The organism is Ferruginibacter albus, assembly GCF_020042285.1.
Taxonomy (GTDB): Bacteria; Bacteroidota; Bacteroidia; order Chitinophagales; family Chitinophagaceae; genus Ferruginibacter; species Ferruginibacter albus.
In genome coordinates this window covers 3626025-3650896 of the sequence record NZ_CP083388.1, presented here as the reverse complement: position 1 = coordinate 3650896, position 24872 = coordinate 3626025, and the positions used below count along the sequence as shown (strand labels likewise).

Sequence of the window (24872 nt, the reverse complement as noted above, 5' to 3'; positions counted from 1 at the left end):
ATTAATAGTGTCAAAAACGCTGAAGTGAGTAACACAACGATGTTTAACCGAGGCGTAACTGTTGGGCTCCAAACAATACTAACACAAAAAGAAAGTTATCAACACAGCGCCAAATTAATTCGCTATCTTGGGTTCGTTTAACTCAAAATTTTATCTTTGATTTTTAATACTATTTGAATATGAAGTTTATTGTTTCTTCTTCGGCATTGCTTAAGCAACTACAACAGATCAGCGGGGTTATTAATGCCAACACGGTGTTGCCTATTCTGGAAGATTTTTTATTTGAAATTGAAAAGAACAAGCTAACGGTGGTGGCTACCGATTTGGAAACAGTGATGAAAATTCACATGGATATTGAAGCGAAAGACAGCGGTAAGGTTTGTATTCCTGCAAAGATCTTGATGGATTCATTAAAAAATATTGCTGATCAACCATTGACATTTACGATTGATAAAAGCTTTGCGGTTGAAATTACCAGCGATAATGGCAAGTATAAAGTAATGGGCGAAAATCCGGATAACTTTCCAAAAGAACCTTTAGCGGATGATGCAAGTTCCTTTACCATAAGTTCTTCGGCATTGGTTACGGCTATCAATAAAACCTTGTTTGCTGTTAGCAATGATGATCTGCGTCCTGCAATGACAGGTGTTTTCTTTGAACTGGATAAAAAAGGAATGACAACGGTAGCTACGGATGCTCACCGTTTGGTACGTTATAAAAGAACAGATGTAAGCGCTCCTAAAAGCGACACATTTATTGTTCCTAAAAAACCATTGAACTTATTAAAGGCAGCTTTGCCGGATAATGAGGATGAGCTAACGGTATCGTATAACAGCAATCACTTTTTTGTAAAGCATGGCGGCACTGAATTGGTTTGTCGTTTGATTGATGCCCGTTTTCCTGACTATAAAGTAGTAATCCCTGCAGATAATCCTTATAAATTAAATGTAAATAAAAGCGATTTTCAAAGTGCGTTGCGTCGTGTAAGCATCTTTAGTAATAAAAGCACTAACCAGGTGGCGCTAAGCATCAGCGGAAGCGAATTGCAACTAGCTGCGCAGGATGTTGATTTTAGCTTTGAAGGTAATGAACGCATGGCTTGTCAATACGACGGTGAGGATCTGCAAATAGCATTTAATGCAAAGTTTTTAATTGAAATGCTAGGCGCTGCTACTACGGATGAGATTGTGGTAGAATTAAGCACTCCTACCAAAGCAGGTATTATCAAACCATCTGAACAAGATGAAAATGAAGATGTGCTGATGCTGGTAATGCCGTTGATGTTGAATAACTAATTTTAAAAGCGATAAATTCATTCTTAAGTCTTCTGTTCAGAAGACTTTTTATTTTATACAAATAATAGTATCTTTTATAAATGGAATTGATTGTTTTAAAATCTTTCGATAATTATTTTACGGCAAATATCTACTTAACCAAACTGCAGGATGCTGGTGTTGAATGCTATCTAAAAGACGAGTATACTGTAACGATCGATCCTATTTTAAGCAATGCGATCGGAGGTATTAAGCTGGTAGTTAAAAGCGAAGATCTGGAAGAAGCATCGACGCTTATTAAACAATTTGATGAAGATTATATTAAAGCTGCACGATGTCCCCAATGTGGTGCTCATGAGTTTGCATATATTGCTAAGCCGGGAGTAGCAAATTATTTTACAGCAATTCTTACGTGGATATTTTCAAGTTATACAGTTGCTCCTGATTATGTATACAAATGCGGTAAGTGTGGATATGAAACAAACACTTTACCTGAATCTCCAAATAACCATGAAGAATAATTATTGCTGCTGTTGTTGCTGTTGTTCAATAAATCTTCTGTAAGAATTTGTGGTGGTTGGATTGGTTGCAATTGGTGCCTGCGCTTTTAATGTTGCGCTAATATCTCCTGACGCAACACCATCTTCATAAGAAACAGAGACTCCTACTTCCAATGTATGGCCTGCAGTACCACGATAAGTTCCTTTTACCGGGGAACAATCCGTAAAATTTTTACCAACGGCAAGGCGTACATGCAGATCGTTTACTACGCAATTGTTGGTGGGGTCAAAACCAAGCCAGCCATAAAAAGGGATATATGCCTCTATCCACGCATGTGTAGCGCCTTCGCCACGTAAATGCCGGTTACGCGGACAAACATATCCGCTTACATAACGTGCAGGAATATTTATCAGCCGAAGCATTTCTAATAATATATGCGCAAAATCCTGGCATACACCTGCTTTCAATGTCCATATTTCTTCTAAGGTAGTTTCAATATTGGTAACACCTTTTATGTATTTAAAATTTTCATAAACATATTCATTCAGCTCATTCACTACAGCAAAAACAGACGAACCTTTTGCTACTATTTTTTCTGCTATCGCTTTAACCTCGTTAACTGCTTTAAAATTTTCTTCTTTTAAAAAATCGATGAACATAATGGAGTTATGTATTTCATTCAGATAACTCCATTGTGCATCAATAGGTATTTCCTGGCTAGGCAACGGCCTGTCACGGGTTATAACTTCTATTTTAGAATCGATCAATAATTCTTTGTGTGGCGCCACTGTCATAAAGCTGCCAACAGAATTCCCATAATAATCACGATACAATTCTACAGAAGGTAAGCCTGTTATTACTAATTGCTGGTTCAACAACTCCTGGTTTTCATCCTTAATAGGAAACAACATTATTTGGTTGGCGCTGTCTCTTACCGGAGCTTCATAGCTGTATTTGGTTACATGATGTATAATAAGCCTTGGCATATTTTGGTTTTAGGTTGTTTGGTTTATTGATTGCAGGAGTTATATCAATTGTATAAATCAATAGCTGCATTGATCTGTTTTATCGCCTCATGTGCATTTCCTAAGAGTATGCAAAATATACATGATTCAATGTACTTCCGATCTCTAATAACCCTGATTTTGTTTGATGCAAAAAGCCGTGTAATCCTTCCTGGATGATTGAGTCTGTGGTTGAAAATTTTATACGACTTTTAAATTTGCCCAACATAAAATCTATTTGATTATAGCCGGGTGCATTACGCTCGCTTTTTAAACGTTCAAAATAGCGATGCAATTGGTTAATGCAATACACTACCGAACGAGGAAACTGTTCGCTCAGCACAATTTGCCCAACCACATTTTTCGGATCAAAGCCACTGCGATACGTTTTTAAATAAAGCTCATAACCAGATATAGACATCAATAAATATTTCCAGTAAGTAGTATCAGCTGTTTTTTCAAAATCATAATTAATATCACTGAACTTAACATCTAAAATATCTGTCGATTGAATTCCTCTTTCTAAATACTTACCGATATTGATAAAAGATTTGCCATCGTTACGTGCCATAGTAACTTCTGTAGTGCCAAAGTAAAGCATGCCTTGACGGATCAAACTATCCAATACCGTTATTGGGTCTTCTTCGGCTAAGGAAGATTTTAATCGTGGCTCACGCATTAAATGATAGAAGTCGTTGATGCATTGCCACATTTCTTTAGTGATATGGTCTTGTACGCTTCTTGCATTTTCTCTTGCCAAGGTAACAATACTGTAAACAGAATTAGGGTTTTCTTTTTCGAGCACCATAAACTGCAATACATCTTTTGTACTGTTGGCAATTTCATTAATCTCTTCCTCTTCCAAATGAGAAAAAATCTTCAGCACAGGCTTCCATGAAAACTCCTGTATATCATCCTGCGAGGAAGCATAATTAATTTTGAGCATACGCAAAAGACCATCCGATCTTTCCATGTAACGGCTCATCCAGTATAAACTATCAGCAACTCTACTAAGCATTAATTCAAACAGGTTTGTGTGATGAAATGATTCTTTAGTTGTTTATTTTTTGTCTAAACATTCTATGTCTACTCGTCATCGTTGTGTCACTCTCTTGTACAGAATGCCATTATTCACCTTCATGTGTCAACGGACTTAACACCCATGTATCTTTACTGCCGCCCCCCTGCGATGAATTCACTACCATTGATCCTTCTCTCAATGCAACTCTTGTTAAACCGCCCGGAACAATTTCAATTCCATCCGGACCACATAATGCATAAGGTCGTAGATCAACTCTGCGTGGTTGCAATTTTCCATTTAAATAACAAGGCGAAGAAGAAAGACTGACAATCGGTTGCCCGATAAATTGCCTTGGATCTTTTAGAACCTGTTCTTTGTACTCAGCAATTTCTTTGTCGGTAGCTGCATTGCCCATCAACATGCCATAACCACCACTCTCATTTGTTTTTTTAATAACCATTTTGTCTATGTTGGCAAACACATGTTCTCTTTCTTCCTGTTTGCCTAATTGATAAGTGGGAACATTTTTCAATATCGGTTCTTCATTCAAATAATATTGAATCATTGCAGGAACAAATGTGTAAATCGCCTTATCATCTGCAACACCATTGCCTGTAGCATTTACAATAGCTACATTACCTTTTCGGTAAGCGCTCATTAAACCGGCAACTCCTAAAATACTGTTAGGATTAAATACCAGCGGGTCTAAGAAATCATCATCCACTCTTCTATAAATAACATCCACCTGTTGCAAGCCCAGTGTGGTTTTCATATACACTTTATGATTATCAACAACCAAATCACTTCCTTCTACCAATTCAACACCCATCAATCTTGCTAAGGTGGTATGTTCAAAATAAGCAGAGTTATAAATGCCCGGAGTTAATAAAACAATTGTAGGGTTAGCTGTTTGTCGGGGTGAAAGCGAAACTAAGTTTCTATGTAAAATATTCGTGTATTCTGTTACACTGCGTACATTATTTTGGGGTAATAAGTTTGGAAAGATACGCTTGGTGATCTCCCTGTTCTCTAACATATAACTAACGCCACTGGGTGTACGCAAATTATCTTCCAGTATATAAAAAGAACCATCGTTGTTACGTATCAAATCAATACCGGAAATATGAACGTACAGATCGTACGGTACCGGAAAATTATACATCTCACGCAAAAAATGCGGACAACTGTAGATCATCTCCGCAGGAATAATTCCGTCATTGATGATAAACTGATTGCTGTAAATATCTTTCAGGAAAAGATTTAACGCTCTTAAGCGTTGCTTAATTCCTTTCTCAATATAGTTCCATTCTGATGCGGTGATAATACGGGGAATAATATCAAAGGGAAATATTTTTTCAATGCCTTCACCGCTGCTATATACAGTGAACGTAATGCCTTGGCTCATGAAAAGCTTTTTTGCTAACTCTTCTTTTTTATTTAACTCTTCAATAGACAGTTGCTGCAAAAAGTTGAGCACTTTTTTATATTGCTCTCTTACCGAAGCATCCTTGTACATTTCATCCCACGTGTTAGTATCAACCAGATACGATTGCAGCAGTTCACTAGTTTGCATATTGAACAGTTTTAGGAAAATATATTAATTGGCAAGACGAATCGTGGAGAAAACCTGTTAAAACAAATATAACGAAAACAAAACCATTTTTTATCATTCAAATTAAGAATGATAAAAAATATTTTACGATTTATGTCAAGTGGAGAAAGATATGTTTAGTAAATATAATAGCAGATCAGCTCACTAATTCATAACTTAAAAAAGCCTTCCATTCTTCCAGCATCTTTCCTTTCAAAACTCTTGGAAACTTATGCTGGCCGCCTTCTTTCCCTTTCGATTTCATGAAATCCATGAACGTATGTTCCGGCAAAACCGTTACCAATACATCTTTCAGTGCATGATTACGTTCAACTTCATAATCATCATTTATGTCTCTTAGTTTTTGATCTATGCGGCTACGCAATGTTTCGTTGTTCACCACATCGTTAGTGGCTATGTACCAATGATGGGCAAAGAAGTTACCATAAGGCTCGCCGGCAACAGTAAACTCAGGAATGGAAATATTCAGCTCTTCGCTGGCGGTTTCAATTGCTTTGTTCATATTGTCTACACTCAAATGCTCGCCTACCAAACTCAGGAAATGTTTGGTGCGTCCGGTTATTATGATCTCGCTTTTTTCTTTATTGATCAACCTAACCGTATCACCAATGGCATAGCGCCATGCGCCGGCATTGGTACTTATTAATATGGAGTAATCTTTATTTTCTTCTATTTCGTGCAGCATAAACACTTCCGGGGTCTCTACCATATTTCCTTCGCTGTCGAAATTATTATCATCAAAAGGAACAAATTCAAAGAAGATATTATTATTAATAGCTAAATGCATTCCATTGGTATCCTGGCGATTTTGATATGCTAAAAAACCCTCACTTGCCAAATAGGTTTCGATATAAGTAATTGGCTTGCCTAATAATTTTTCAAATCCTTTTTTATAAGGCTCCATGGCTACGCCGCCATGCACATAAAAAGAAAGGTTGGGCCAAATTTCATGGATGTTTTTAAGCTGATACTTTTCAATGATCTTTTCCATGCACAATTGTAACCATGCAGGAACGCCCACAATAAAACCAATATCCCAATTGGGCGCATTGTTTACGATCTCTTCTAATTTCCTAGACCAATCTTTTTCTCTTGCTATTTTTTTGCCGGGTTTGTATAAACCTAATCCTTGAAACCAAAATGGGATTTTCTTTTGCTGTATACCGCTTAAATCACCTGCATAATAGGTAGGTCCTTTTTGCAATTGAGTGCTGCCACCCAACATCAGCCATCCTTTTCCAATAGCTCTTCGCGGCACATCTTCATATTTGGAAAGGCTAAGTAATTGGCGAATGCTGGTAAGTGTATTGCTGCGGATCAGGTCTTTTGTTACAGGAATGTATTTGCTGGATGCTTCGCTGGTGCCGCTGCTTAATGCAAAATATTTTATTACGCCGGGCCAGCATACATCCGGCTTTCCCTCCAGGGTTTTATGCCACCAGTCTTTGTATATTTTGCTGTAATTACAGGTAGGAACTATTTGTTGGAATTTTTTGCCGGGGTGGCGACTCAACAATATTTCATCAAATAAATAATGCTGACCAAATTCCGTAAACCGAGCTTTTCGCAGCAGTTTTTTCAGAACTTTCAATTGCTGACGGCGAACATCGCTTACCGGAAGATTAAGTGCCTTGGCTATAGATTTGGGAAACTTAATTTCTATTAATGCCATGCAACATTAAAGGTTTAGTATGCAACAAAGTTAGCATTTACAAACCTTTTGAGGGAATAATTTATTCAGATGCAGGAATAAAATTGTTAAAACAAAGAAGTAGAACAGTGCCTGGTTTACTTACCGGTAATTAATTTACTTCTAATACGACTTAATGTCTCAATGGTTATTCCCAAATAAGAGGCAATATATTTTAATTGAATGCGGTTAGCGAGTTCTCCGCTTGTTGCTAAAAAGCGACTGTATTTTGATGCTGCTTTTGGAAGACGGCTTATAAATGCTCTTTCTTCAGCATCACTATAATATTGCTCTAATATTTTTCTGCCGGCAATATTCATTTCAATATAATGATCATATAAATATTGCAGATCATCATAATGAGCGGCGATCAATTCGCAATCTTCCAAAGCCTGAATATTCTTTACTGATGCAGATTCAAGATAGAATCCTCTTACGGAAGTAACCAGGTTGTTTTCGCCCATTATCCAGGTGGTAATTTCTTTTGCTCCCTCTTTTACATATCCCCGTAAAACGCCTTTTTTAACAAAATAAACATGATTACAGAACTCTCCTTCTTTTATTAAATGCCTGCCTTTCTTAATTTCGTATCGGAAGGAGCATTTATCAATGTATGCGATAGCCTCTTCATTAATTGCATAAAGTTTATTGATATAAGCAACTAATGGAGAATGCCCATCACTGGTATTCCATTTAGTGATAAACGGAGAATTTGTGTTCAGAGCTACAGTATTCATTGAGTTTTAGTTTTTAATCAAGCAAAATCGGAACGAACTAACGTAAAAATACGCAAAAAAATAGTAAAATTACTATGAAGTATTGTTTTTTATAATACTTTATTTGTTGTTAGTAAGCTAAATGTCTATAAAAAGGCTTATAAGTCATTGATTTTTATCAAATTTATATATTGATAAATGTTTACTATTTTAGATTAGAAGATGACGTTGAAAGCTGCTTCATAGTTCCCAAGAAAATTTATTTTTTTAATTTTTGTTATGACAGACGACTTAAAGATCATATCGGGTAATAAGAAAGACAATTATATATCTATTACGCAACAGATAGGTGCATTAATAAAAGATGAGCCTGATCTGATTGCTAATCTTGCTAACATTACCGGCGCTTTAATGCAACAATTTAATTGGCTTTGGGTTGGTTTTTATATTGTTAAGAACAAGGAGCTGGTGTTAGGTCCGTTTCAAGGTCCGGTTGCATGCACCCGTATCAAGAAAGGCAAAGGTGTTTGCGGAACAAGCTGGGCAACTAAACAAACGATCATTGTACCCGACGTAGAAAAATTTCCGGGACATATTGCCTGTAGCAGTTTATCAAGATCTGAAATAGTGGTGCCTCTTATTCGTAATAATGAAGTAATGGCTGTATTGGATGTTGACAGCGAGCAATACAATTATTTTGATGAAACGGATAAAACGTATTTGGAAGAAATCATTAGTGAGATCAAGTTTTAGGTTCATTGTCTTTCCAACCCCATAAATAACGGCAGGCATATGTTCTGTAAGGTTTCCATTTAGAAGATATTTTAGCCATCTGTTCTTTCAGCAATTTTTTATCGCTTGCATCAAGCTTGTAAAGCTTAGTAATGCTTTGCTGTATGCCAAGATCATCTAAAGCAAATACATCTTCTCTGCCGAGCGTGAACATTAATATCATTTCAACCGTCCACCTGCCAACACCTTTAATTTTAGATAGATAAATTATTAATTCTTCATCTTCCATTTTATATAAGCCGGCATCTGTAATTTTTTGCTCAATAAAAAACCGGCAAACATTGTGAACATAATTTGCTTTGGCATTGCTTAGCCCGATAGAACGAAGTGTTTCGAACGGAGTTTCTAATATCTGTTGTGGTGTAGGTGTTTTATTATAAAGATTGAGAAACCTCTTATAAATTATGTCAGCAACTTTTGTACTTAATTGCTGGCTCATAATGCTACTGCACAAATGCAGGTAAACATTTTTCCGTTTAGTTAAAAGATGTGGCGATTGCACATCCATTAATTTTTTAAGCTTTTTATCTTTACTTAAATGAAGAATGTGTTGCATTAATGGAACGTAGATTAAATATGATTTTTATAATGTAAGCAGATATGCTGCGAACTACAATACTGTCCAGCTCACGCTTCCGTCTTTTTCGTCTTTTAATTCTATGCCGATAGCTGTTAATTGATTTCTTATTTTATCGGAGGTTGCATAGTCCTTTTTTGTTTTTGCTTCTTTTCGAATATCTATCAGCATTGTAATTATTGCATCTAGCTTATTATTTCCGACAGCTGTTTTTTGTAAGCCAAAAATACCTTCCAGGTAAGTTTTAAAAGAGGATTGTAATAATGCTACTGTTTGCAAAGAAATAGCATCGGCAGCAATATGCTTATCTTTTATGGAATTGATGATAGGAGCCAATTCAAACATATTTGCCAGCACTTTTGCTGTGTTAAGATCATCATCCATAAATTCTTCAAACTGGCTTACCAGCTTTTTGATCTTTTCATCCAACTCAATATCCGAAGCTGTTTCATTTTTTACATCCAGCTTATTTAATATCTCGTATGCTTCCCATAAACGTTTTAATGCTTTTTCAGATGCTTCCAAAGCGGCGCTGCTAAAGTCTAATGTGCTTCTATAATGACTTTGTAAAATAAAAAAGCGTACTGTCATTGGATGAAAAGCCTGCGACAATAAAGGATGGTTACCGCTAAATAACTCTGTTAACTTAATAACATTGTTGTAGCTTTTTCCCATTTTACGACCATTTATCGTGATCATGTTATTGTGCATCCAATATTTTGCGGGGCTTTGATGGTTGCATATAGTGCTTTGTGCAATTTCACTTTCATGATGAGGAAATTGCAGGTCCATACCGCCGCCGTGAATGTCAAAATGTGAGCCGAGATATTTGGTTGCCATTGCTGAACATTCAATGTGCCATCCGGGAAAACCTTCTCCCCATGGGCTTTTCCAGCGCATTATATGTTCCGGCGCTGCCGATTTCCATAATGCAAAATCAGCTTTATCTCTTTTTTCATCCTGTCCTTCCAGTTCTCTCGTTGTTTCCAACAGGTCATCCAATATTCTGCCGCTTAGTTTTCCGTAATCGTGACCTGCGGCATATTTTTTCAGATCAAAATAAACAGAACCATTCACTACATATGCAAAACCTTGTTCAATGATATCTTCGATCATGCTTATTTGTTCAACAATATGGCCTGTTGCCGTTGGTTCTATGCTAGGCTCAACACAATTGAACTGTAACATTGCCCAATGAAAAAGATTAGTGTATTTCTGCACCAGTTCCATCGGTTCCAGTTTTTCGAGGATTGCTTTTTTGCCTACCTTATCTTCCGCTTCTCTCCCTTCTTCTTCAAAATGTCCGGCGTCGGTTATGTTCCGTACATAACGGACTTTATAGCCTTTGTGCGTTAAATATCTGTATACAATATCAAACGTAATATAAGGACGAGCATGGCCCAGGTGACTCTCTCCGCTTACAGTTGGACCGCATACGTACATGCCTACGTGCCCGGGAGTTATACTTTCAAAATCTTCTTTTTGACGGGAATAAGAATTGTAAACTTTAAGAGACATACTTTTAATTGCAGATTATATATTGCAAATTACAGATTATATAAGAAAGTGAATAGTGAATGCCGAAGGTATTTCATTACCTGCTTTTATAAATAACATCAGCAATGATCGGGTAATGGTCGCTCAACATTTTCTTTACACGAGTATATTGCGCTACTTCAAAATTATTGTCTAAAAAAATATTATCGATACGAAGCGTTGGTAATATATCACTAAAGGTGCGCCCAATACCATATCCTTTTTTTTCAAAAGCATTTTGTAATCCATCGCCGATAGTTGTATATGCGTAGGAATTGGGTACATCATTAAAATCGCCGCAAAGTATCACAGGGTAAGGGCTTTTTTTCATCTCTTCTTTAATTCTGTCTGCCTGTATTTTTCGTTTAGGAAAACTTGCTTTCAGCTTGCTTATAATACCTTCTGATCTTTTAATATCGGGAGATGAAATGCTGTCAATATATTTATAATTATCCTGTGTAAATCGCATTGTTTGAAGATGACAATTAAAAACACGGAATGTATCCGTATTGTTTACAATGTCTATATATTGAAATGTACGATTATAATCAAGCGGATCGGGTTCGATCATTTGTTTGTTGATGATCGGCTTTTTGGAAAAAATGATCCTTCCATAATGTGTATGTGTGCCGGGATAATAATCGTCCAAAATATTGTAGGCATAAAAATAATAAGGAAACCCAAGGTCCTTCACAAAGTCTTTTAACTGGTACATGGCTGTTTTATCGGAATCTGCCGTGGTCATTTCCTGGAAACACGCAACATCAGGGTCATAGCGCTTTATCAGTTCGATCATTTGCTGACGCAATTGCGGCTGTGTTTTATAGTTTAATATTTGAAACGACTCTACATTCCAGCTCATAATACGTAAAGCAGCTGCCGGTTTTTGCAGCGTGAATGATGTTGGCAATTGCAGCGGAATAATATTGAGTATAGGCTTATAGGTTATTAATAGAATGCCGATAAAAAGAAACGCCCATCTTGATCGGGCAAATAGCCATCCAACAAAAAAAATAAATAATACCAGCAGTAAATAAAAAGAGGCGAGCGTAAAGAAACCAACAAGCCAAAAGCTTTCAGAAAAAAAGATGTTGGCGTAACAGCCCAGGCAAAAACAGATTGCTACAAGAATATTTGCAACAACAAAAAATAGCTTAATTGTTTTTTTGAAAAAGCCAGTGGCCATAATACGCAGTAAAGATAAAGGTTTGAGTGTTGCAACAACTTAAACAAGTGTTAACTAAAGATCTTCTTCGGCGGCTCTTTTTAAAATATTTTTTTCTTCATCGGAAAGAAAGCGATAACCGTGTTGGTTTATTTTATCCAGGATCTCATCTACCCGTTGTTGTGTAACATGCGTTGTTTTTTTATACGGTTGTTTACCGCCAACGTTGTAAAAAACCTTTTCTCTTACGGAAGAAGGGGTGCTGTTGGCAGCCGGAGTAAATAAGTTCATAAACCAATGATAGCAATTGTTCATCCATGTACTGCCATCAACTCCTTTCTTTAATAAAATAATAAATAAAAACCCTGTAAAGGCGCCACCTAAATGCGAGATGGAATATGCTGCACTTAAACCTGCAATTGCGGAATAATCGATCAGTACATAAATTAAGGTAAGCACCCAAATAGGAATACCTCCATTTAAATTTCTGAAAAACCGATAATCAGGAGCTAAGGTGGTGGTAGCAGTTGCAATTGCCATCGTAGCTGCATTGGCTCCCCATAAATATGTATCCGGTATTTCTGCCTTTAATTGAGGCAACAAATAATTAGCTAAAATAAAACTAAGCGCTCCCACCAAACCGCCGTAAATGTAAATGGGAATAAGTCTTTGATTACCTGCAAGGTCTTGAAGAATATAGCCGAATGCCCATAACCAAAGCATGTTACTTAGAATATCCCAGACGTTCACATGAAAAAACATATGGACCAAGACAGTCCAGGGATGTTTTCCTAATTGGCTTAGTTGGGCAGGCATTTCAAAAAGACGTAAAACTTCTAAGTTAAAGGCTGCGGCATCTTTTTGAAAAAAAAGATAAACAACTTTTATAGTACAAATTAAAATGAAGAAAATAATGTTAAGCGCAAACAGTGCTACGATGGCATTATTGTCGTCGCCAAATAATATTCTTCTCTTAGAACTCCTGTAATCACTATATCTGTCAGACTCTCCCATATTACTACTGTTGAAACAAATTTACAAAACAGAAACCTAAAATATACTTAACAGATTCTGTACCAAGATTTTTCTGTGGCTATTATATTGACCTGCTACATTATAAAATAGCTGCTTTGCACATCTAAATGAAACCGGATTTTAGAAATATTTAATAAAACGTTTTTCTATTGGCTTTGTTCCAATATAATACCAATAAAAAGCCCACTAATGCACCGCCTAAATGTGCAAAATGGCCCACATCATCGCCTTTGAATTGATGCACACCCTGGAATAATTCAATGACCATATATATAGGAACAAAGAATTTAGCTTTAACGGGGATAGGAATAAACCATATAAAAAGTTCAGTATTGGGAAATAAATAAGCAAATGCCGCCAACAATCCCATTATAGCCCCGGATGCACCAATGGATGAATATTGTGTTTTATAAGCTTCTATTATATCTGCTTGCGAAACCCCGGCGGGAATAGCGTCCAGTGTTTTTGCAAATTGCTGGGCGCTGAACGGAACAGATAATTCTATAATTAAGCTGGCACCAAGTCCGCATATAAGATAAAAAATAAGAAATCTTTTTGAGCCCCAGAAGCGCTCTAATATGCTTCCAAACATCCAGAGTGAGAACATGTTGAAAAGGATATGAAAAATTTGATTGGGTGCATGCAAAAACATATTTGTAACAAGCTGGTACGGCTTAAATAAAGGAGATTTATAATAATGCAAGGCTCCTAAACCAGTTATGTCTATACCCGTTACAATCTTTTGCGCCAGGTAAACCAGCACATTAATAAGGATAAGATTAAACACAATAGGTGTGGTACGTTGAATAGAATTTCCGTTGTTAGAATATGCCATGCTTAAATTACTTTAGTTTTAATAACGCCACGCATTCAATGTGATGTGTGTGCGGAAAAAGATCTGCGGGTTGAATTTTTTCTACACTGTATTTTTCGCTTAACAAAGCAATGTCCCTTGCCTGTGTAGCAGTATTACAACTAACATACACAATTGTTGGCGCTGCAATTTGTAAAAGCTTATGCACCAGTTTTTCGTGCATGCCTGCTCTTGGTGGATCGGTGATAACAACATCAGGCTTTCCGTGCATTGCAAAAAACTCATCATTGCAAATATTAATAACATCCCCTGCAAAAAAATCGGCGTGCGTAATATTGTTTAGCAATGCATTCTCTTTTGCATCTTCAATAGCTTCGGCAATAGTTTCTACACCAATGATCTTTTTAGCGTTTTTGCTTACATAGATGCCAATGCTTCCCGTTCCGCAATACAGATCATACACTGTTTCATTACCCGTAAGTGCCGCAAAATCATTTACAATGTTGTATAGTTTTTCTGCCTGTTTTGTATTGGTTTGAAAGAATGATTTTGGCCCGATCTTGAATTTATACGCTCCTAGCTGTTCTATTACAAATCCTTTACCATAGTAAGTTTGAGGCGACAGATCGAAAATACTATCGTTCCACTTTGTATTAATAGTGTATAGCAATGTAGTGATGGAAGGAACCTGTTGTAATAAATAGTCGCAGAGCTTATTTCTTTGCTCCTCATCCTCATACCCTAAAACAATATTTACCATTAATTCACCGGTGCTGCAAAAACGAATGATAACATTTCTTAACCAGCCGGTATGTTGCTTGATATCATAAAAGGTAAATCCATTTTCCAATGCAAAGCTGCGAAGATGATTTCGGATCTGATTGTTTACATCATCCATTAAAAAACATTCCTCAATGTCAATTACCTTATCAAAAATCTTAGGTACATGTAATCCCACAGCAGGATGCTGTATATTATTCTCCGGTGTTACGGCATTCATTTCTTCGGCAGTAAGAAAACGCTTGCTGCTAAAAGTAAATTCCATTTTATTGCGATAATGGATAATGGCATCGCTACCGGTTATGGGAAGTATTTCTTCAATATTGGCTTTGCCAATGCGTTTTATATTTTCAATTGCTTCCTGTTGTTTGTATTCCAGTTGCTTTTCGTAAGGCAGCATTTGCCACTTGCAACCACCGCATATTCCAAAATGTTTGCAAAAGGGCTGTACACGTTCTTTGGAATAAACCCTAAAATTAAATGGCTTTCCTTCGGCCCAGGTTTCTTTATTTTTGGTAAGATACAGGTCCACCACATCGCCGGGCACCGCATTTTCTACAAAGATCACTTTACCATCCAGCTTTACCAGCGATCTTCCTTCCGCAGCGTAGCCGCTCACCTTTACATTTTCTACTAAAACTTTTTTTCTTCTCACGGCAGCAAAAATAAGTTATAAACGGCAGCTACAAGCTACAAGTAACAAGGAACAGGTTATTCATAAATAGATGAAAAAAATGAATTTAATAGGCTTGCTCTTGCAGCTTAGGGCAGACGGCTAAAAAATATTGTTAACGAAATGTAATCTTTAAATAGATGAAAAGTCTTAGATGCGCTTAAAACGTACATTTTTAAATACTTTTGCAATCTTCTTATTAACATATGAAAAAATCTACAATAATTATTTTGGCTGTACTGGTTAGTATAGTCGGTAAAGCTCAAAGCTTTCAGATAACATTAAAAACTCCTGATTACAAAAGCGGGCTGGCATATTTAACCTACCATATGGGTAAAAATCTAAACGCCGAAGACTCTGCCGTAATAAATAGTAAAGGCGTTGCTGTATTTACCGGTAAACGTAATTTGCCGGGCGGTATTTATGCTATTGTTTTTCCGGGGAAAAGCAAAACCTTTGACTTTTTCATAGATAAAGAACAGGTTATTTCTATTACCGCTGATACTACCGACCTGGTAAACAAAGTAACTGTTGTTGGCTCAAAAGAGAATGCTTTATTTTTTCAATACCAAAAATACATTGCTTCTAAAGGAGACTTACTGGAAAAGGAGCGTAAAGCATACAACGAATCTAAAACCAAGGCAGACTCTGCCTTGCACGAAGCTAATTATGCAAAATATAACCAAGACTTAAATAAGTATCGCCAAAATATTATTGCAACGCAGCCTACCTCTATGATGGCTGTTTTACTGCAAGCAATGAAAGAGCCGGAACTACCTAGCAAAAAATCTGTTACGCATGAAGACTCTTTGCAGAACTACTATTATTACAAAAATCATTACTGGGACGGCATAACGTTTATGGATGAACGCGTAATTCGTACACCATTTTTCTTGCCCAAATTGGAGCGCTACTACCGGGATATAATTGTTCAAAACCCGGACAGCATTATTAAAGAATCGGACTATCAATTATTACTGGCAAGAACCTGCCCTGAAATGTATAAATTCTTATTGAACTGGCTGACAGATGAGTATTATAATCCTAAGTACATGGGACAGGATGCGATATTTGTTCACTTATTTGAAAAATACCATAGCCAGGGTTTAAGCACCTGGTTAACTGATAAGCAGCATGATGCTATCAGCAGGCAAGCCTATATGGTAATGTCTAACCAGATTGGTGCACAGGCAGCAAACTTAGATATGCTGGATACAGCAGAAAACAAAACCAGCTTATATGATGTAAAAGCTGAGTATACGTTTGTTTGTTTTTGGGATCCCAATTGCGGACATTGTAAAGAAACTATTCCGAGGATCGATTCCGCTTATCGTGCAAGCTGGAAACAACATGGCGTAAAAATATTTGCCGTTCTGTCGGAAGACGCAAAAAAAGAATGGCTTACTTATATCCATGAACATAATTTAAGTGATTGGATAAATGTATATCAACCTAAAGAATTAGAGAAAGCAGATATCGAATCTCAGAAAGCAAGCTTTAGACAGCTATATGATGTAACGATGACGCCTACACTGTTTTTATTGGATAAAGACAAACGCATCATAGCAAAAAAATTAAGTCTTGAACAAATGGACGATCTGCTTAAAGTTAAATGGAGTATCAAACCAACCAACTGATGAAAAAATTATTGGGACTTTTTTCTTTCACCCTTATTACAACTGCAGCTTTTTCTCAAACGCTCTTTACTTACGGCAATGGCACTGTTAGCAAAGAAGAGTTTTTAAGGGCATACAATAAAAACAAAACGGCTGTTGAAAATAAAGAACAATCGTTGCGAGAGTATTTAGACCTATACTCTAAATTTAAACTAAAAGTAAAAGTTGCGGAAGAGCTGCATTTGGATACATTGCCACAGCTGCAGGCAGACCTTCAGAACTTTCGTAACCAGGTAGAAGATAGCTACATGAATGATGACAAAGGCTTGAACAAGCTGATAGACGAAGCTTTTCAGCGTAAGCAAAAAGATATTCATGTGTTGCATTTTTATATTCCTACACCAGATCAGATGTCTTCAGACGATTCTTTAAGAGCCATTGGTGCAATCAAAGAGTTATACAATCAATTATCAAAAGGAAATAAAGATTATGATAATTTACTTCAAAACATTGCTCATGCATATCTACCGGTAACTAAAAAAGATATTGGTTATATAACTGCATTAAGCATTTCTTATCCATTCGAAAATATTATTTATGGATTGAACCCCGGACAAGCAAGTGAACCATTTCATTCAAAAAGCGGCTGGCATGTTTTTTTAAATTTAGATGAAAGACAAAGTGCAGGCAGATGGAAAACAGCACAAATATTATTAACGTTTCCTCCCAATGCAACTCCCGAAAAAATCAGCCAGGTAGAAAAGAAAGCAGATTCTATTTATAATCTTTTATTGGCAGGCGGAGATTTTGGCGCATTGGCAAAAAAATACAGCGAAGATAAACTCACATACCAGAACAATGGGGAAATGAGTGAGTTCAGCACAGGCAAATACAATGCAACTTTTGAAAAAAACGTTTTTGCATTAAAAAAGGACGGCGATTTCACAAAACCTTTTTTAACACCTTACGGTTATCATATTGTAAAACGTTTACAACAAATTCCTACTCCTGTCGATCAAAAAGCGGACGAAGGGTATTACTACACTATTCGTCAACAGGTATTGCAGGATTCCCGTATCAATGCTGCCAAACAAAAATTTTTGGAAGATGTTTTGGTTCGTATTAATTATAAAAGAAACAATACAGTAAAAGACGAAGATTTGTACCGATTTGCAGATAGCGTTGCGGCTAATAAAAAACTATCAGTTTATCCTGTTAGCAATAAAATGATCTTTTCATTTGCTAAACAAAATTATAAAGGAAGCGACTGGTTGAAATTTGCCAATGATTATCGCTTAAGCCCTGTTGTCAACAGCAATGAGATCGCAACAGACAAAGAATTGTTTGATAAATATGTGGCTGCAGTTGCATTGGAATATTACCGTAATCACCTGGAAGAATATAATGCCGACTTCAAATACCAGATGAAAGAATTCAGGGAAGGTAATATGTTGTTTGAAATAATGGAACGCAATGTTTGGAGTAAGGCTGCGAATGATAGCGTAGGACTGGTAAAATATTATAATCAATATAAGGCGAAATATCTTTGGGATTCAAGTGCTGTTGTATTACTCTTCAATTGTGCTAATATGAAGGCCGCTAATGATGCTTCCGTAGCGTTGACCAGCGGAAAAGAATGGAGAAAAATTTCCGATGAAAGCGATGGCGCTGTTCAGGCAGATTCTTCGAGATACGAATTGTCGCAAATTCAAATACCTGCAGGCACTGTTATCAAAGAAGGAATAATAACCAAGCCGGTTTTGAATGAATCAGATAACACTGCCGGTTTTTTAAAAATATTAAAAGTTTATCCTGCTAACCAGCAACGCAGTTTTGAAGAAGCAAGAGGATTGGTAATAAATGATTATCAAAATTATTTAGAAGAGCAATGGGTAAATGAATTAAAAAAGAAATACCCGATTAAAGTGAACGAAACTGTTTTTCAATCGCTGCTTAAATAAACAGCTCATTGAATGTAAATAATAAGCCCTGTGAGTTTTACTTACGGGGCTTTTAGTTAACTTTAATACGCTATGAAACTGGTTTATTTTATAACGTTTGCTTTTATTATAACTAACTGCAATTGTAAAGCGCAGCAAAATATTTATTTAGTAGCAAAAGACAGTAATGAGAGCTTTTCTCCTGAAGATACATTTCGGGTAAAAGAATCTGAAAATGAAGAAGACTTTGTAGAGAACGAATATCTTATCAAGGACCTGGAGCCGATCAGGAAGAACTTCAAACGATTGAATTCTATTGCTAAATGGGATTCTGTTATTGTAAAAGATATTTGGTTGTCGATTGAAGGCGGTGAGGCAAAATATTATTACTCAAAAAAGAAATTGAGAAAAATTATTGCCCGCTATTATGGCGAAACTTATCAAAATCTGTCTGAATATTATTTGCTCAATAATAAACTGTCGTTTGTTTTTGAAAAGAACTATAAATATAATCGCCCGCTTTATTACGATTCTTTAGTAATGAAAGAAAATGGTGATAACGAAGTTTGGGATCTTGGTAAATCTGAAATAACCGAAACCAGAAGTTATTTTAAAAATGGCAAATTAATCCATCAAATAAGCAGCCAGGATTGTGGCGCTCCTTTTGCAGCTGAATATTTATTGGAAGAGCAGAAAACAATAAAAGAAGAGTTTAAAGAACTGCTCTCTGCGCTAATAAAAAAAGAGGAAGATAATTAGCGCAGGCACACATAGAAAAACACTCCGCTAAAGTACAACCACAGTATTGAAAATACGGTATGGATGGAGGTTTCAAAAGCTTTTCCTTTCCAAAGTTTAGAAGAGTACCCAAAAAATTGTATCAATAATCGTATCAACCAAAATATTCCTAAGCCGAAACAAATTCTTCTTCCCAACATTGTAGTAGCAAGCTCATTGGCAGAACTGATACATAAGAGCGACATCAGTAATAGTATCAGTGCAATAAAAAAAGTATGAACGTTCATCATTTGCCTGTTGATAGCGCTTACTAAGCTTAATTCCTGCTTCCAATTAAAGTATTTAGGGAAAAAAACATGAATGCCTGAGAGCACCAATAACAACCACCCGATTATTTTAAGATGTAATTCCATTTTTTTGCAGTATGAATGTAATGATAAAAGGGTTCAATTTTATTTCACGTGCTTTTTTAAGGTCAGCTTTACAAAATAGTTTAAGCCAGGATGCTTTTGAGTAAAAATGAAAAAAGCCAATATTATACGCTAAAAAATTTTCTATGTTTCGCAAATGTTCTGTTACAACAATACTCCCTGAAGGTTTTACGATGCGGTTTAATTCTTTAAAAAAATCAATTCTCTCTTCCTCATTCCTGATCTCATGAGCGGAGAAAATAAGAAAGATCTTATCTGCATAGTTATCAGGAAAATTTAAAGTTTGTGTAGTTGTTTTTTTTGTGCCGGGATAAGATGGATATGCTTTTCTTGCCCGTTTAATAGATATTTCGGTGTGTAGCTCAGGGTTGTAAAAATCTAAAACGATCAAATCGGAATTTGAGAATTTATGTTTTAATAAAAGACTTGTTTCATCAAATCCTGCATGTATGTTTAAGATGATATCGTTGCTGTTTAACGGAAGGTTGTTTAACCAATTCAATTTATAAAGTCCGGATAGATCATATATATAAAAGGAAACGAGCAGGGAAACGATTGTCCATAACAACACAAGAAACAATGCAATAAAAAGTAAATGCTTGAAAGGATCAACAAGATTATTGGCGATTACAAAACCGATCGTCAACAGCAAAACAGAAATGAGATAAAAATGCCAGTTAAAGCGAATAATATTAATTACGCCCTGGAAAGGTTTTCTTACTGTATCCATTGTTCTATTCTGCCTTTTTTCCAATAGTAAGGTATGTTATTAATAATAAAAGCGCTCGCCAGTTTTACATCCTTCAATCCCAAATCATTTATAAATGAAAAATTATATTCTGTTACAGCAACAGGTTGAGGAATCCAATTTTGTCTTACGCCTTCAATTATCAATACTTCTTTTTTTGTCGTATTGCAAGTAAAAGTAAAAGGCAAAGGCCCTGCAAATCGCCTGGCTTCTTTCCAATTTAAAAAGGGAGAATGAGTAGGCAATGCAATGTTATCTTTTGTATTTTCAACTGTTACTTTAAAATCTGATTTTTTAGATACTATAGTAATTTTATTCTCAAAAGCTGATTGAAAAATATCTGTAGTTGTATAATTGTAATGCGTAAAAATATTTCCTAAAAACTCCATCTGTTTTTTATTGGTTTCTGACTTAAGAATGTATAAGCCGCGTAAGCTTTTCCCTTCTTTGGTAATAAATCTTGTAAATACACGGTAACCGATAAGAAAGAAATCATTGCCTAATAATTTAGGAAATCCTTTCGGACGCAGTTGTTTTGTATCAACCATTGCAACGGCTATAAAAGCATATTCATCATTAAAAGTATCGGGAGTTAAATAATCGGGAATAAGCGTTTGTATTTCATTTTTTGGAACAGCAAACGTTAACACCAACGAAGAGTTAAAAAAAGCTTCTACAGCAAAGGGATGATTTTTTAAAAATGAAAACATTGCAGACTAAGCTTTATATATTCCGTTGAAATAAATTAACAGGATAAACAAAAATGCAAAAACAAGATTGAATCTTTTCCAAAGCAACAGATCAGAAGCCATGAAGAATTCAAGAATATTCATTATGGCGATGATGATTATTTGTGTCCAACAATTCAACTGTATATAACGACCGCTTATAATCCAGAAAGCCATTATTATTTCTGCTGCTCCTATAAATATTGTAAATAGCCCGGCATGTTGCTCTCCTAATATTCTTGCAACGATCTTTTGATGACGGGGAACATAATTCAAGAGCTTACAAATAGCGCCATTTATAAACCAAACCAATGCAATAAAAATAGTTATTATTTTATGGCTCATATAATTGATCAATGTGCTAACGGTCGTTTCTTGATCATGCCTCCTTTCGTGTCTTTTACACTGTTCATTACAACAAAAGCATTCGGGTCTATCTTTTTCATTTCAACATTCAGCTTGTTTAATTCAAGGCGTGTAATAACTGTATAAATGATATCGATTTCCCTGGTCTCACCGCTTTTGCCATAGCCACGTTTGCCACTGTATACAGTCACGCCTCTGCCGATTTTATTTATTATCATCTCTCTTACTTCTTCGTTGTGCGTTGAAATAATTGTTACCCCCATATATTCTTCAATGCCTTCTATTAAAAAGTCTAGTGTCTTGGATGCAGTGAGATAAGTAATCATAGAATACATGGCAATTTCAACACTTAAAAAATAAGCAGCCATTGAAAAAATAACTACATTAATAAAAATGATCACATCGCCGATCGTTGTGCCATATTTTCTACTTATATAAATGGCAAACACTTCTGTTCCGTCTATTACAGCGCCGCCTCGTACTGCAAAGCCAATGCCTGCGCCCAAAAAGAAACCACCAAAAACAGCTACCAATAATTTATCGTCAGTAACATTTGGAAAATGAATTGTTGCCAAACAAAGTGCTAAACCGGTTATGGACAACGCCGTTTTAATGGCAAATTGTTTTCCCATTGTGATATAAGCGAGTATTATAAACGGGATATTAACACAAATGATTAATACAGATAAAGGAATAGAAGTTAATGCAGATAATAATAATGAAATACCGGTAGCGCCGCCATCAATAAAATGATTGGTTAATAAAAAACCTTTAAACCCAAACGCTGCAGAAAAAATACCTATCAAGACAAGAAAAAAATCCTTTATATGCCTCTTGATGGTAATTACAGACTCCCGGTAGCGCTTGGCTTTCTCATACTGTGAGTATTCCTTTTCTTCTTCAGCATTTTTATTTAAAAAAGCTTTTTGAAGAAATGTTCTTGTCCAAAATGATTTCATACTAACCGAACTTTAAATGGTTATAAAGATGGGATAGCTTAGGTTGTATTGAAGTTATGAATTTTTTATCGGAATAAGCAGTGTTTATACAATTTCCCAATCTTCAATATTTCCCTTTAACGATCTTGAAAATAGGATGTGCGTTAAGGTTAGTTTGAGCTTTTTTTTGTCGCGTTCATTCAGTTTACGAAGAAGATGAGCGGCTTCATATTCAAGCTGACCTTTTGTTACAGTAAGTTTGCATGGTGTAAAATTCCAGACGATCTTTTCTTTATTGAAAGTATAATTTCTTGCCACGGCTTCCATAAACACTTCTGCGAGATAATGATTTATAGCATGTAAGGGACGGGCGTTCAAACGCTTTGAAACGGTTCAATTGCGGATGATTTGTATAGCCTTTTGTTTTACCTTCCAGTACATATGTTTTGCCAATAATGTTTCTCTCCACAAGGCAACTAGTCCTTTAGTATCTGAATATTTTAGATGAAGAGACCCAATGCGCATTTTAAATTATTTTTTCCAATGATAAGCCAATTTCACAGCTTCATAGGCATTTATAATGCCGCCGCTTATGCATAGCTTATTCATATATGCTTTATCGGTAGTGCCAGGAATGGTTGTTTCAACATTGGGTTTAACAGCAGATTGCTCAATAATATTTTTGATATCAACAGCTGATAATTGAGGGAAATAGCTTCGCAATAACGCTGCTAATCCAACTACCATTGGGGTTGCCATACTAGTACCATCCAGCAACATGTATTTGCTTTGCGGGATAGTAGAATAAATAGCGACACCAGGCGCAAATACATTTACAACCTTATCTCCGTAATTGCTAAAATCAGCAGCGTGTCCGTTGCAATCGCTTGCTCCTACCGTAATATAATTAGGTGCTATTGAATCGGTAAATAAATATTGTGGATTAGGGAAATTGTCAAAAGCATTGATGTTTCGTTTGCTGTTACCGGCACCTTGCACCAATAGTACATCTTTGCTTGCTGCATATCTTACCGCATCATCTATTATTTTTTTATCAGGACTTAGGCTTTTGCCAAAACTCATATTAATAACTCTTGCACCATTATCAACCGCATAGCGAATAGCCATTGCAATGTCTTTGTCCACTTCATCCCCTTCGGGCACTGTCCTTACCATCATTATTTTTACATTATCAGCAATGCCATCCATGCCGATGCCGTTATTACGCACAGCTGCTATAATACCCGATACGTGAGTGCCATGCAATCCATCGTTCGCATATACATCTCCGTTACCATAGAACTTTGTATTAGGATTCAAAGGATCATCGCCTGTAATATCCTGTCTGTCGGTTGCAGGAGGGTTTTTGATTCCATCTGCTTTACGCTCTTCGCTGACTATATAATCTTTTATGCTGCTTGTTACAAAAGTATTTTTTACATCTGTTAGATCATCGTTTGAAAACACTTCCTGTAAAATATCTTTAATGGTTTTTTCTATACTGCTTGCAGGCTGCCATTTATTTAGATCCTGTAAAGAATACTCTTCTTTGTTCAGGCGGCTTTTTGCAATGCTATCGCAAAACAAAACCGATTTCAAATAATTATGAAGCGTATCCAGCCTTCCATCAGATGGCGCACTTGCAAACACCCCGGCTTTTGCTTTTTGCCAATTTTCATACTCATATCTTTCCTGTGGTGAAAGTTTTGCTACATTGATCTGTTTGTTTTCAAACTTTGATCTATAACGCCAATACACTCTTATCCATTCGCTGCTGTTCGACATTACATTTCTTCCATTGGCGCTACCTAAAAAATTCCAGCCATAATAATCATCTGCATAGCCGTTACCGTCATCATCCTTTTTATTTCCTGGAATTTCTTTTGGGTTATGCCATAAAACAGACTTTAGGTCTTCATGTGTAGTGTCAACGCCACTATCCAATACGCCAACAACAATAGTAGTGCCTGTAATATTTTTTTCTTTTAAGAATTGATACGCTTGATCTAAACTTATTCCATAAAAACTATCTTTTTTAAGATCCAATAACTGCCAGCCATTAATGGCTGTTTTTTGAGCAAAAATTTTTGTAGCAAAAACTGTAATACAAAGAAGAAAAATTATTTTTTTCACGGTTAGATATTTACAAGAGTGAAGATAGATTTTTTGCAGGGTTA

General features: G+C 36.0%; 24 protein-coding genes. 6 read left to right on the top strand and 18 right to left on the bottom strand.

The window, feature by feature from the left end:
* Window positions 1–179 precede the first annotated feature (179 nt).
* Both dnaN and K9M53_RS15585 read left to right on the top strand, forming a co-directional pair.
* Complete coding sequence (gene dnaN / locus K9M53_RS15590; RefSeq protein ID WP_224016648.1) at window positions 180–1295, top strand: DNA polymerase III subunit beta; 1116 nt, start codon at window positions 180–182, stop codon at window positions 1293–1295.
* Window positions 1296–1375: 80 nt separating this feature from the next.
* On the top strand, window positions 1376–1795 hold the full coding sequence (locus tag K9M53_RS15585; RefSeq protein ID WP_224016647.1) for a putative signal transducing protein: 420 nt from the start codon (window positions 1376–1378) through the stop codon (window positions 1793–1795).
* Here K9M53_RS15585 and K9M53_RS15580 read toward each other — a convergent pair whose 3' ends face one another.
* The 5 genes from K9M53_RS15580 to K9M53_RS15560 form a co-directional block, all read right to left on the bottom strand.
* Entirely contained in the window at window positions 1796–2761 is a 966-nt protein-coding gene (locus K9M53_RS15580; RefSeq protein WP_224016646.1) for a transglutaminase family protein, read from the bottom strand.
* Between the two features lie 100 nt (window positions 2762–2861).
* A complete protein-coding gene (locus K9M53_RS15575) occupies window positions 2862–3797 on the bottom strand; it encodes an alpha-E domain-containing protein (RefSeq protein WP_224016645.1) in 936 nt (311 codons plus the stop codon).
* 109 nt (window positions 3798–3906) lie between these two features.
* Window positions 3907–5373: a circularly permuted type 2 ATP-grasp protein gene (locus K9M53_RS15570; RefSeq protein WP_224016644.1), complete on the bottom strand. Its 1467-nt coding sequence runs from the start codon at window positions 5371–5373 to the stop codon at window positions 3907–3909.
* 175 nt (window positions 5374–5548) lie between these two features.
* A complete protein-coding gene (locus tag K9M53_RS15565; RefSeq protein ID WP_224016643.1) occupies window positions 5549–7084 on the bottom strand; it encodes a GH3 family domain-containing protein in 1536 nt (511 codons plus the stop codon).
* Window positions 7085–7200: 116 nt separating this feature from the next.
* A complete protein-coding gene (locus K9M53_RS15560) occupies window positions 7201–7839 on the bottom strand; it encodes a Crp/Fnr family transcriptional regulator (protein WP_224016642.1) in 639 nt (212 codons plus the stop codon).
* Between the two features lie 258 nt (window positions 7840–8097).
* On the opposite strand from K9M53_RS15560, the gene K9M53_RS15555 reads away from it, so the two are divergent.
* Entirely contained in the window at window positions 8098–8571 is a 474-nt protein-coding gene (locus K9M53_RS15555; RefSeq protein ID WP_224016641.1) for a GAF domain-containing protein, read from the top strand.
* Here K9M53_RS15555 and K9M53_RS15550 read toward each other — a convergent pair.
* From K9M53_RS15550 to rlmD, 6 genes are all read right to left on the bottom strand, one after another.
* Complete coding sequence (locus K9M53_RS15550; RefSeq protein WP_224016639.1) at window positions 8561–9166, bottom strand: DNA-3-methyladenine glycosylase family protein; 606 nt, start codon at window positions 9164–9166, stop codon at window positions 8561–8563. The genes K9M53_RS15555 and K9M53_RS15550 overlap by 11 nt on opposite strands.
* Before the next feature lie 54 nt (window positions 9167–9220).
* Window positions 9221–10705: a cysteine--tRNA ligase gene (gene cysS, locus K9M53_RS15545; RefSeq protein ID WP_224016637.1), complete on the bottom strand. Its 1485-nt coding sequence runs from the start codon at window positions 10703–10705 to the stop codon at window positions 9221–9223.
* A 76-nt stretch (window positions 10706–10781) separates the two neighbouring features.
* Complete coding sequence (locus K9M53_RS15540; protein ID WP_224016636.1) at window positions 10782–11909, bottom strand: endonuclease/exonuclease/phosphatase family protein; 1128 nt, start codon at window positions 11907–11909, stop codon at window positions 10782–10784.
* A 54-nt stretch (window positions 11910–11963) separates the two neighbouring features.
* A complete protein-coding gene (locus K9M53_RS15535) occupies window positions 11964–12902 on the bottom strand; it encodes a rhomboid family intramembrane serine protease (protein ID WP_224016634.1) in 939 nt (312 codons plus the stop codon).
* Window positions 12903–13053: 151 nt separating this feature from the next.
* Window positions 13054–13758, bottom strand: coding sequence for a rhomboid family intramembrane serine protease (locus K9M53_RS15530; protein WP_224016633.1), 705 nt, complete (start codon window positions 13756–13758; stop codon window positions 13054–13056).
* Window positions 13759–13765: 7 nt separating this feature from the next.
* Window positions 13766–15172, bottom strand: coding sequence for a 23S rRNA (uracil(1939)-C(5))-methyltransferase RlmD (rlmD, locus tag K9M53_RS15525; protein WP_224016631.1), 1407 nt, complete (start codon window positions 15170–15172; stop codon window positions 13766–13768).
* Between the two features lie 224 nt (window positions 15173–15396).
* Here rlmD and K9M53_RS15520 point away from each other — a divergent pair, with 224 nt between their 5' ends.
* From K9M53_RS15520 to K9M53_RS15510, 3 genes are all read left to right on the top strand, one after another.
* Window positions 15397–16827, top strand: a complete 1431-nt coding sequence (locus tag K9M53_RS15520; RefSeq protein ID WP_224016630.1) for a redoxin domain-containing protein — start codon at window positions 15397–15399, stop codon at window positions 16825–16827.
* Entirely contained in the window at window positions 16827–18767 is a 1941-nt protein-coding gene (locus K9M53_RS15515) for a foldase protein PrsA (RefSeq protein ID WP_224016628.1), read from the top strand. Before K9M53_RS15520 ends, K9M53_RS15515 begins: the two co-directional genes overlap by 1 nt.
* Window positions 18768–18839: 72 nt before the next feature.
* The gene (locus K9M53_RS15510; protein ID WP_224016626.1) at window positions 18840–19505 is read left to right on the top strand and encodes a hypothetical protein; all 666 of its coding nucleotides are present in this window, start codon (window positions 18840–18842) and stop codon (window positions 19503–19505) included.
* On the opposite strand, the gene K9M53_RS15505 is transcribed toward K9M53_RS15510, so the two are convergent.
* The 7 genes from K9M53_RS15505 to K9M53_RS15475 form a co-directional block, all read right to left on the bottom strand.
* Window positions 19502–19897 (bottom strand): hypothetical protein, encoded by a 396-nt coding sequence (locus K9M53_RS15505; protein ID WP_224016624.1) that lies wholly within the window; start codon window positions 19895–19897, stop codon window positions 19502–19504. The genes K9M53_RS15510 and K9M53_RS15505 overlap by 4 nt on opposite strands.
* Window positions 19881–20645, bottom strand: a complete 765-nt coding sequence (locus K9M53_RS15500; RefSeq protein ID WP_224016622.1) for a class I SAM-dependent methyltransferase — start codon at window positions 20643–20645, stop codon at window positions 19881–19883. The genes K9M53_RS15505 and K9M53_RS15500 overlap by 17 nt, the downstream gene beginning before the upstream one ends.
* Window positions 20633–21373: a DUF2071 domain-containing protein gene (locus tag K9M53_RS15495; protein WP_224016621.1), complete on the bottom strand. Its 741-nt coding sequence runs from the start codon at window positions 21371–21373 to the stop codon at window positions 20633–20635. Before K9M53_RS15495 ends, K9M53_RS15500 begins: the two co-directional genes overlap by 13 nt.
* A 6-nt stretch (window positions 21374–21379) precedes the next feature.
* A complete protein-coding gene (locus tag K9M53_RS15490) occupies window positions 21380–21736 on the bottom strand; it encodes a DoxX-like family protein (protein WP_224016619.1) in 357 nt (118 codons plus the stop codon).
* 8 nt (window positions 21737–21744) lie between these two features.
* Entirely contained in the window at window positions 21745–22716 is a 972-nt protein-coding gene (locus K9M53_RS15485) for a YitT family protein (RefSeq protein ID WP_224016617.1), read from the bottom strand.
* 84 nt (window positions 22717–22800) lie between these two features.
* Entirely contained in the window at window positions 22801–23073 is a 273-nt protein-coding gene (locus tag K9M53_RS15480; protein WP_224016615.1) for a hypothetical protein, read from the bottom strand.
* A gap of 153 nt (window positions 23074–23226) precedes the next feature.
* The gene (locus K9M53_RS15475; protein WP_224016613.1) at window positions 23227–24828 is read right to left on the bottom strand and encodes a S8 family serine peptidase; all 1602 of its coding nucleotides are present in this window, start codon (window positions 24826–24828) and stop codon (window positions 23227–23229) included.
* Between the last annotated feature and the right edge of the window lie 44 nt (window positions 24829–24872).

Bases quoted from the DNA above. Each gene is read 5' to 3' on its own strand.
- dnaN (WP_224016648.1), top strand. From the start codon at position 180: ATGAAGTTTATTGTTTCTTCTTCGGCATTGCTTAAGCAACTACAACAG.
- K9M53_RS15585 (WP_224016647.1), top strand. From the start codon at position 1,376: ATGGAATTGATTGTTTTAAAATCTTTCGATAATTATTTTACGGCAAAT.
- K9M53_RS15580 (WP_224016646.1), bottom strand. From the start codon at position 2,761: ATGCCAAGGCTTATTATACATCATGTAACCAAATACAGCTATGAAGCT.
- K9M53_RS15575 (WP_224016645.1), bottom strand. From the start codon at position 3,797: ATGCTTAGTAGAGTTGCTGATAGTTTATACTGGATGAGCCGTTACATG.
- K9M53_RS15570 (WP_224016644.1), bottom strand. From the start codon at position 5,373: ATGCAAACTAGTGAACTGCTGCAATCGTATCTGGTTGATACTAACACG.
- K9M53_RS15565 (WP_224016643.1), bottom strand. From the start codon at position 7,084: ATGGCATTAATAGAAATTAAGTTTCCCAAATCTATAGCCAAGGCACTT.
- K9M53_RS15560 (WP_224016642.1), bottom strand. From the start codon at position 7,839: ATGAATACTGTAGCTCTGAACACAAATTCTCCGTTTATCACTAAATGG.
- K9M53_RS15555 (WP_224016641.1), top strand. From the start codon at position 8,098: ATGACAGACGACTTAAAGATCATATCGGGTAATAAGAAAGACAATTAT.
- K9M53_RS15550 (WP_224016639.1), bottom strand. From the start codon at position 9,166: ATGCAACACATTCTTCATTTAAGTAAAGATAAAAAGCTTAAAAAATTA.
- cysS (WP_224016637.1), bottom strand. From the start codon at position 10,705: ATGTCTCTTAAAGTTTACAATTCTTATTCCCGTCAAAAAGAAGATTTT.
- K9M53_RS15540 (WP_224016636.1), bottom strand. From the start codon at position 11,909: ATGGCCACTGGCTTTTTCAAAAAAACAATTAAGCTATTTTTTGTTGTT.
- K9M53_RS15535 (WP_224016634.1), bottom strand. From the start codon at position 12,902: ATGGGAGAGTCTGACAGATATAGTGATTACAGGAGTTCTAAGAGAAGA.
- K9M53_RS15530 (WP_224016633.1), bottom strand. From the start codon at position 13,758: ATGGCATATTCTAACAACGGAAATTCTATTCAACGTACCACACCTATT.
- K9M53_RS15520 (WP_224016630.1), top strand. From the start codon at position 15,397: ATGAAAAAATCTACAATAATTATTTTGGCTGTACTGGTTAGTATAGTC.
- K9M53_RS15515 (WP_224016628.1), top strand. From the start codon at position 16,827: ATGAAAAAATTATTGGGACTTTTTTCTTTCACCCTTATTACAACTGCA.
- K9M53_RS15510 (WP_224016626.1), top strand. From the start codon at position 18,840: ATGAAACTGGTTTATTTTATAACGTTTGCTTTTATTATAACTAACTGC.
- K9M53_RS15505 (WP_224016624.1), bottom strand. From the start codon at position 19,897: ATGGAATTACATCTTAAAATAATCGGGTGGTTGTTATTGGTGCTCTCA.
- K9M53_RS15500 (WP_224016622.1), bottom strand. From the start codon at position 20,645: ATGGATACAGTAAGAAAACCTTTCCAGGGCGTAATTAATATTATTCGC.
- K9M53_RS15495 (WP_224016621.1), bottom strand. From the start codon at position 21,373: ATGTTTTCATTTTTAAAAAATCATCCCTTTGCTGTAGAAGCTTTTTTT.
- K9M53_RS15490 (WP_224016619.1), bottom strand. From the start codon at position 21,736: ATGAGCCATAAAATAATAACTATTTTTATTGCATTGGTTTGGTTTATA.
- K9M53_RS15485 (WP_224016617.1), bottom strand. From the start codon at position 22,716: ATGAAATCATTTTGGACAAGAACATTTCTTCAAAAAGCTTTTTTAAAT.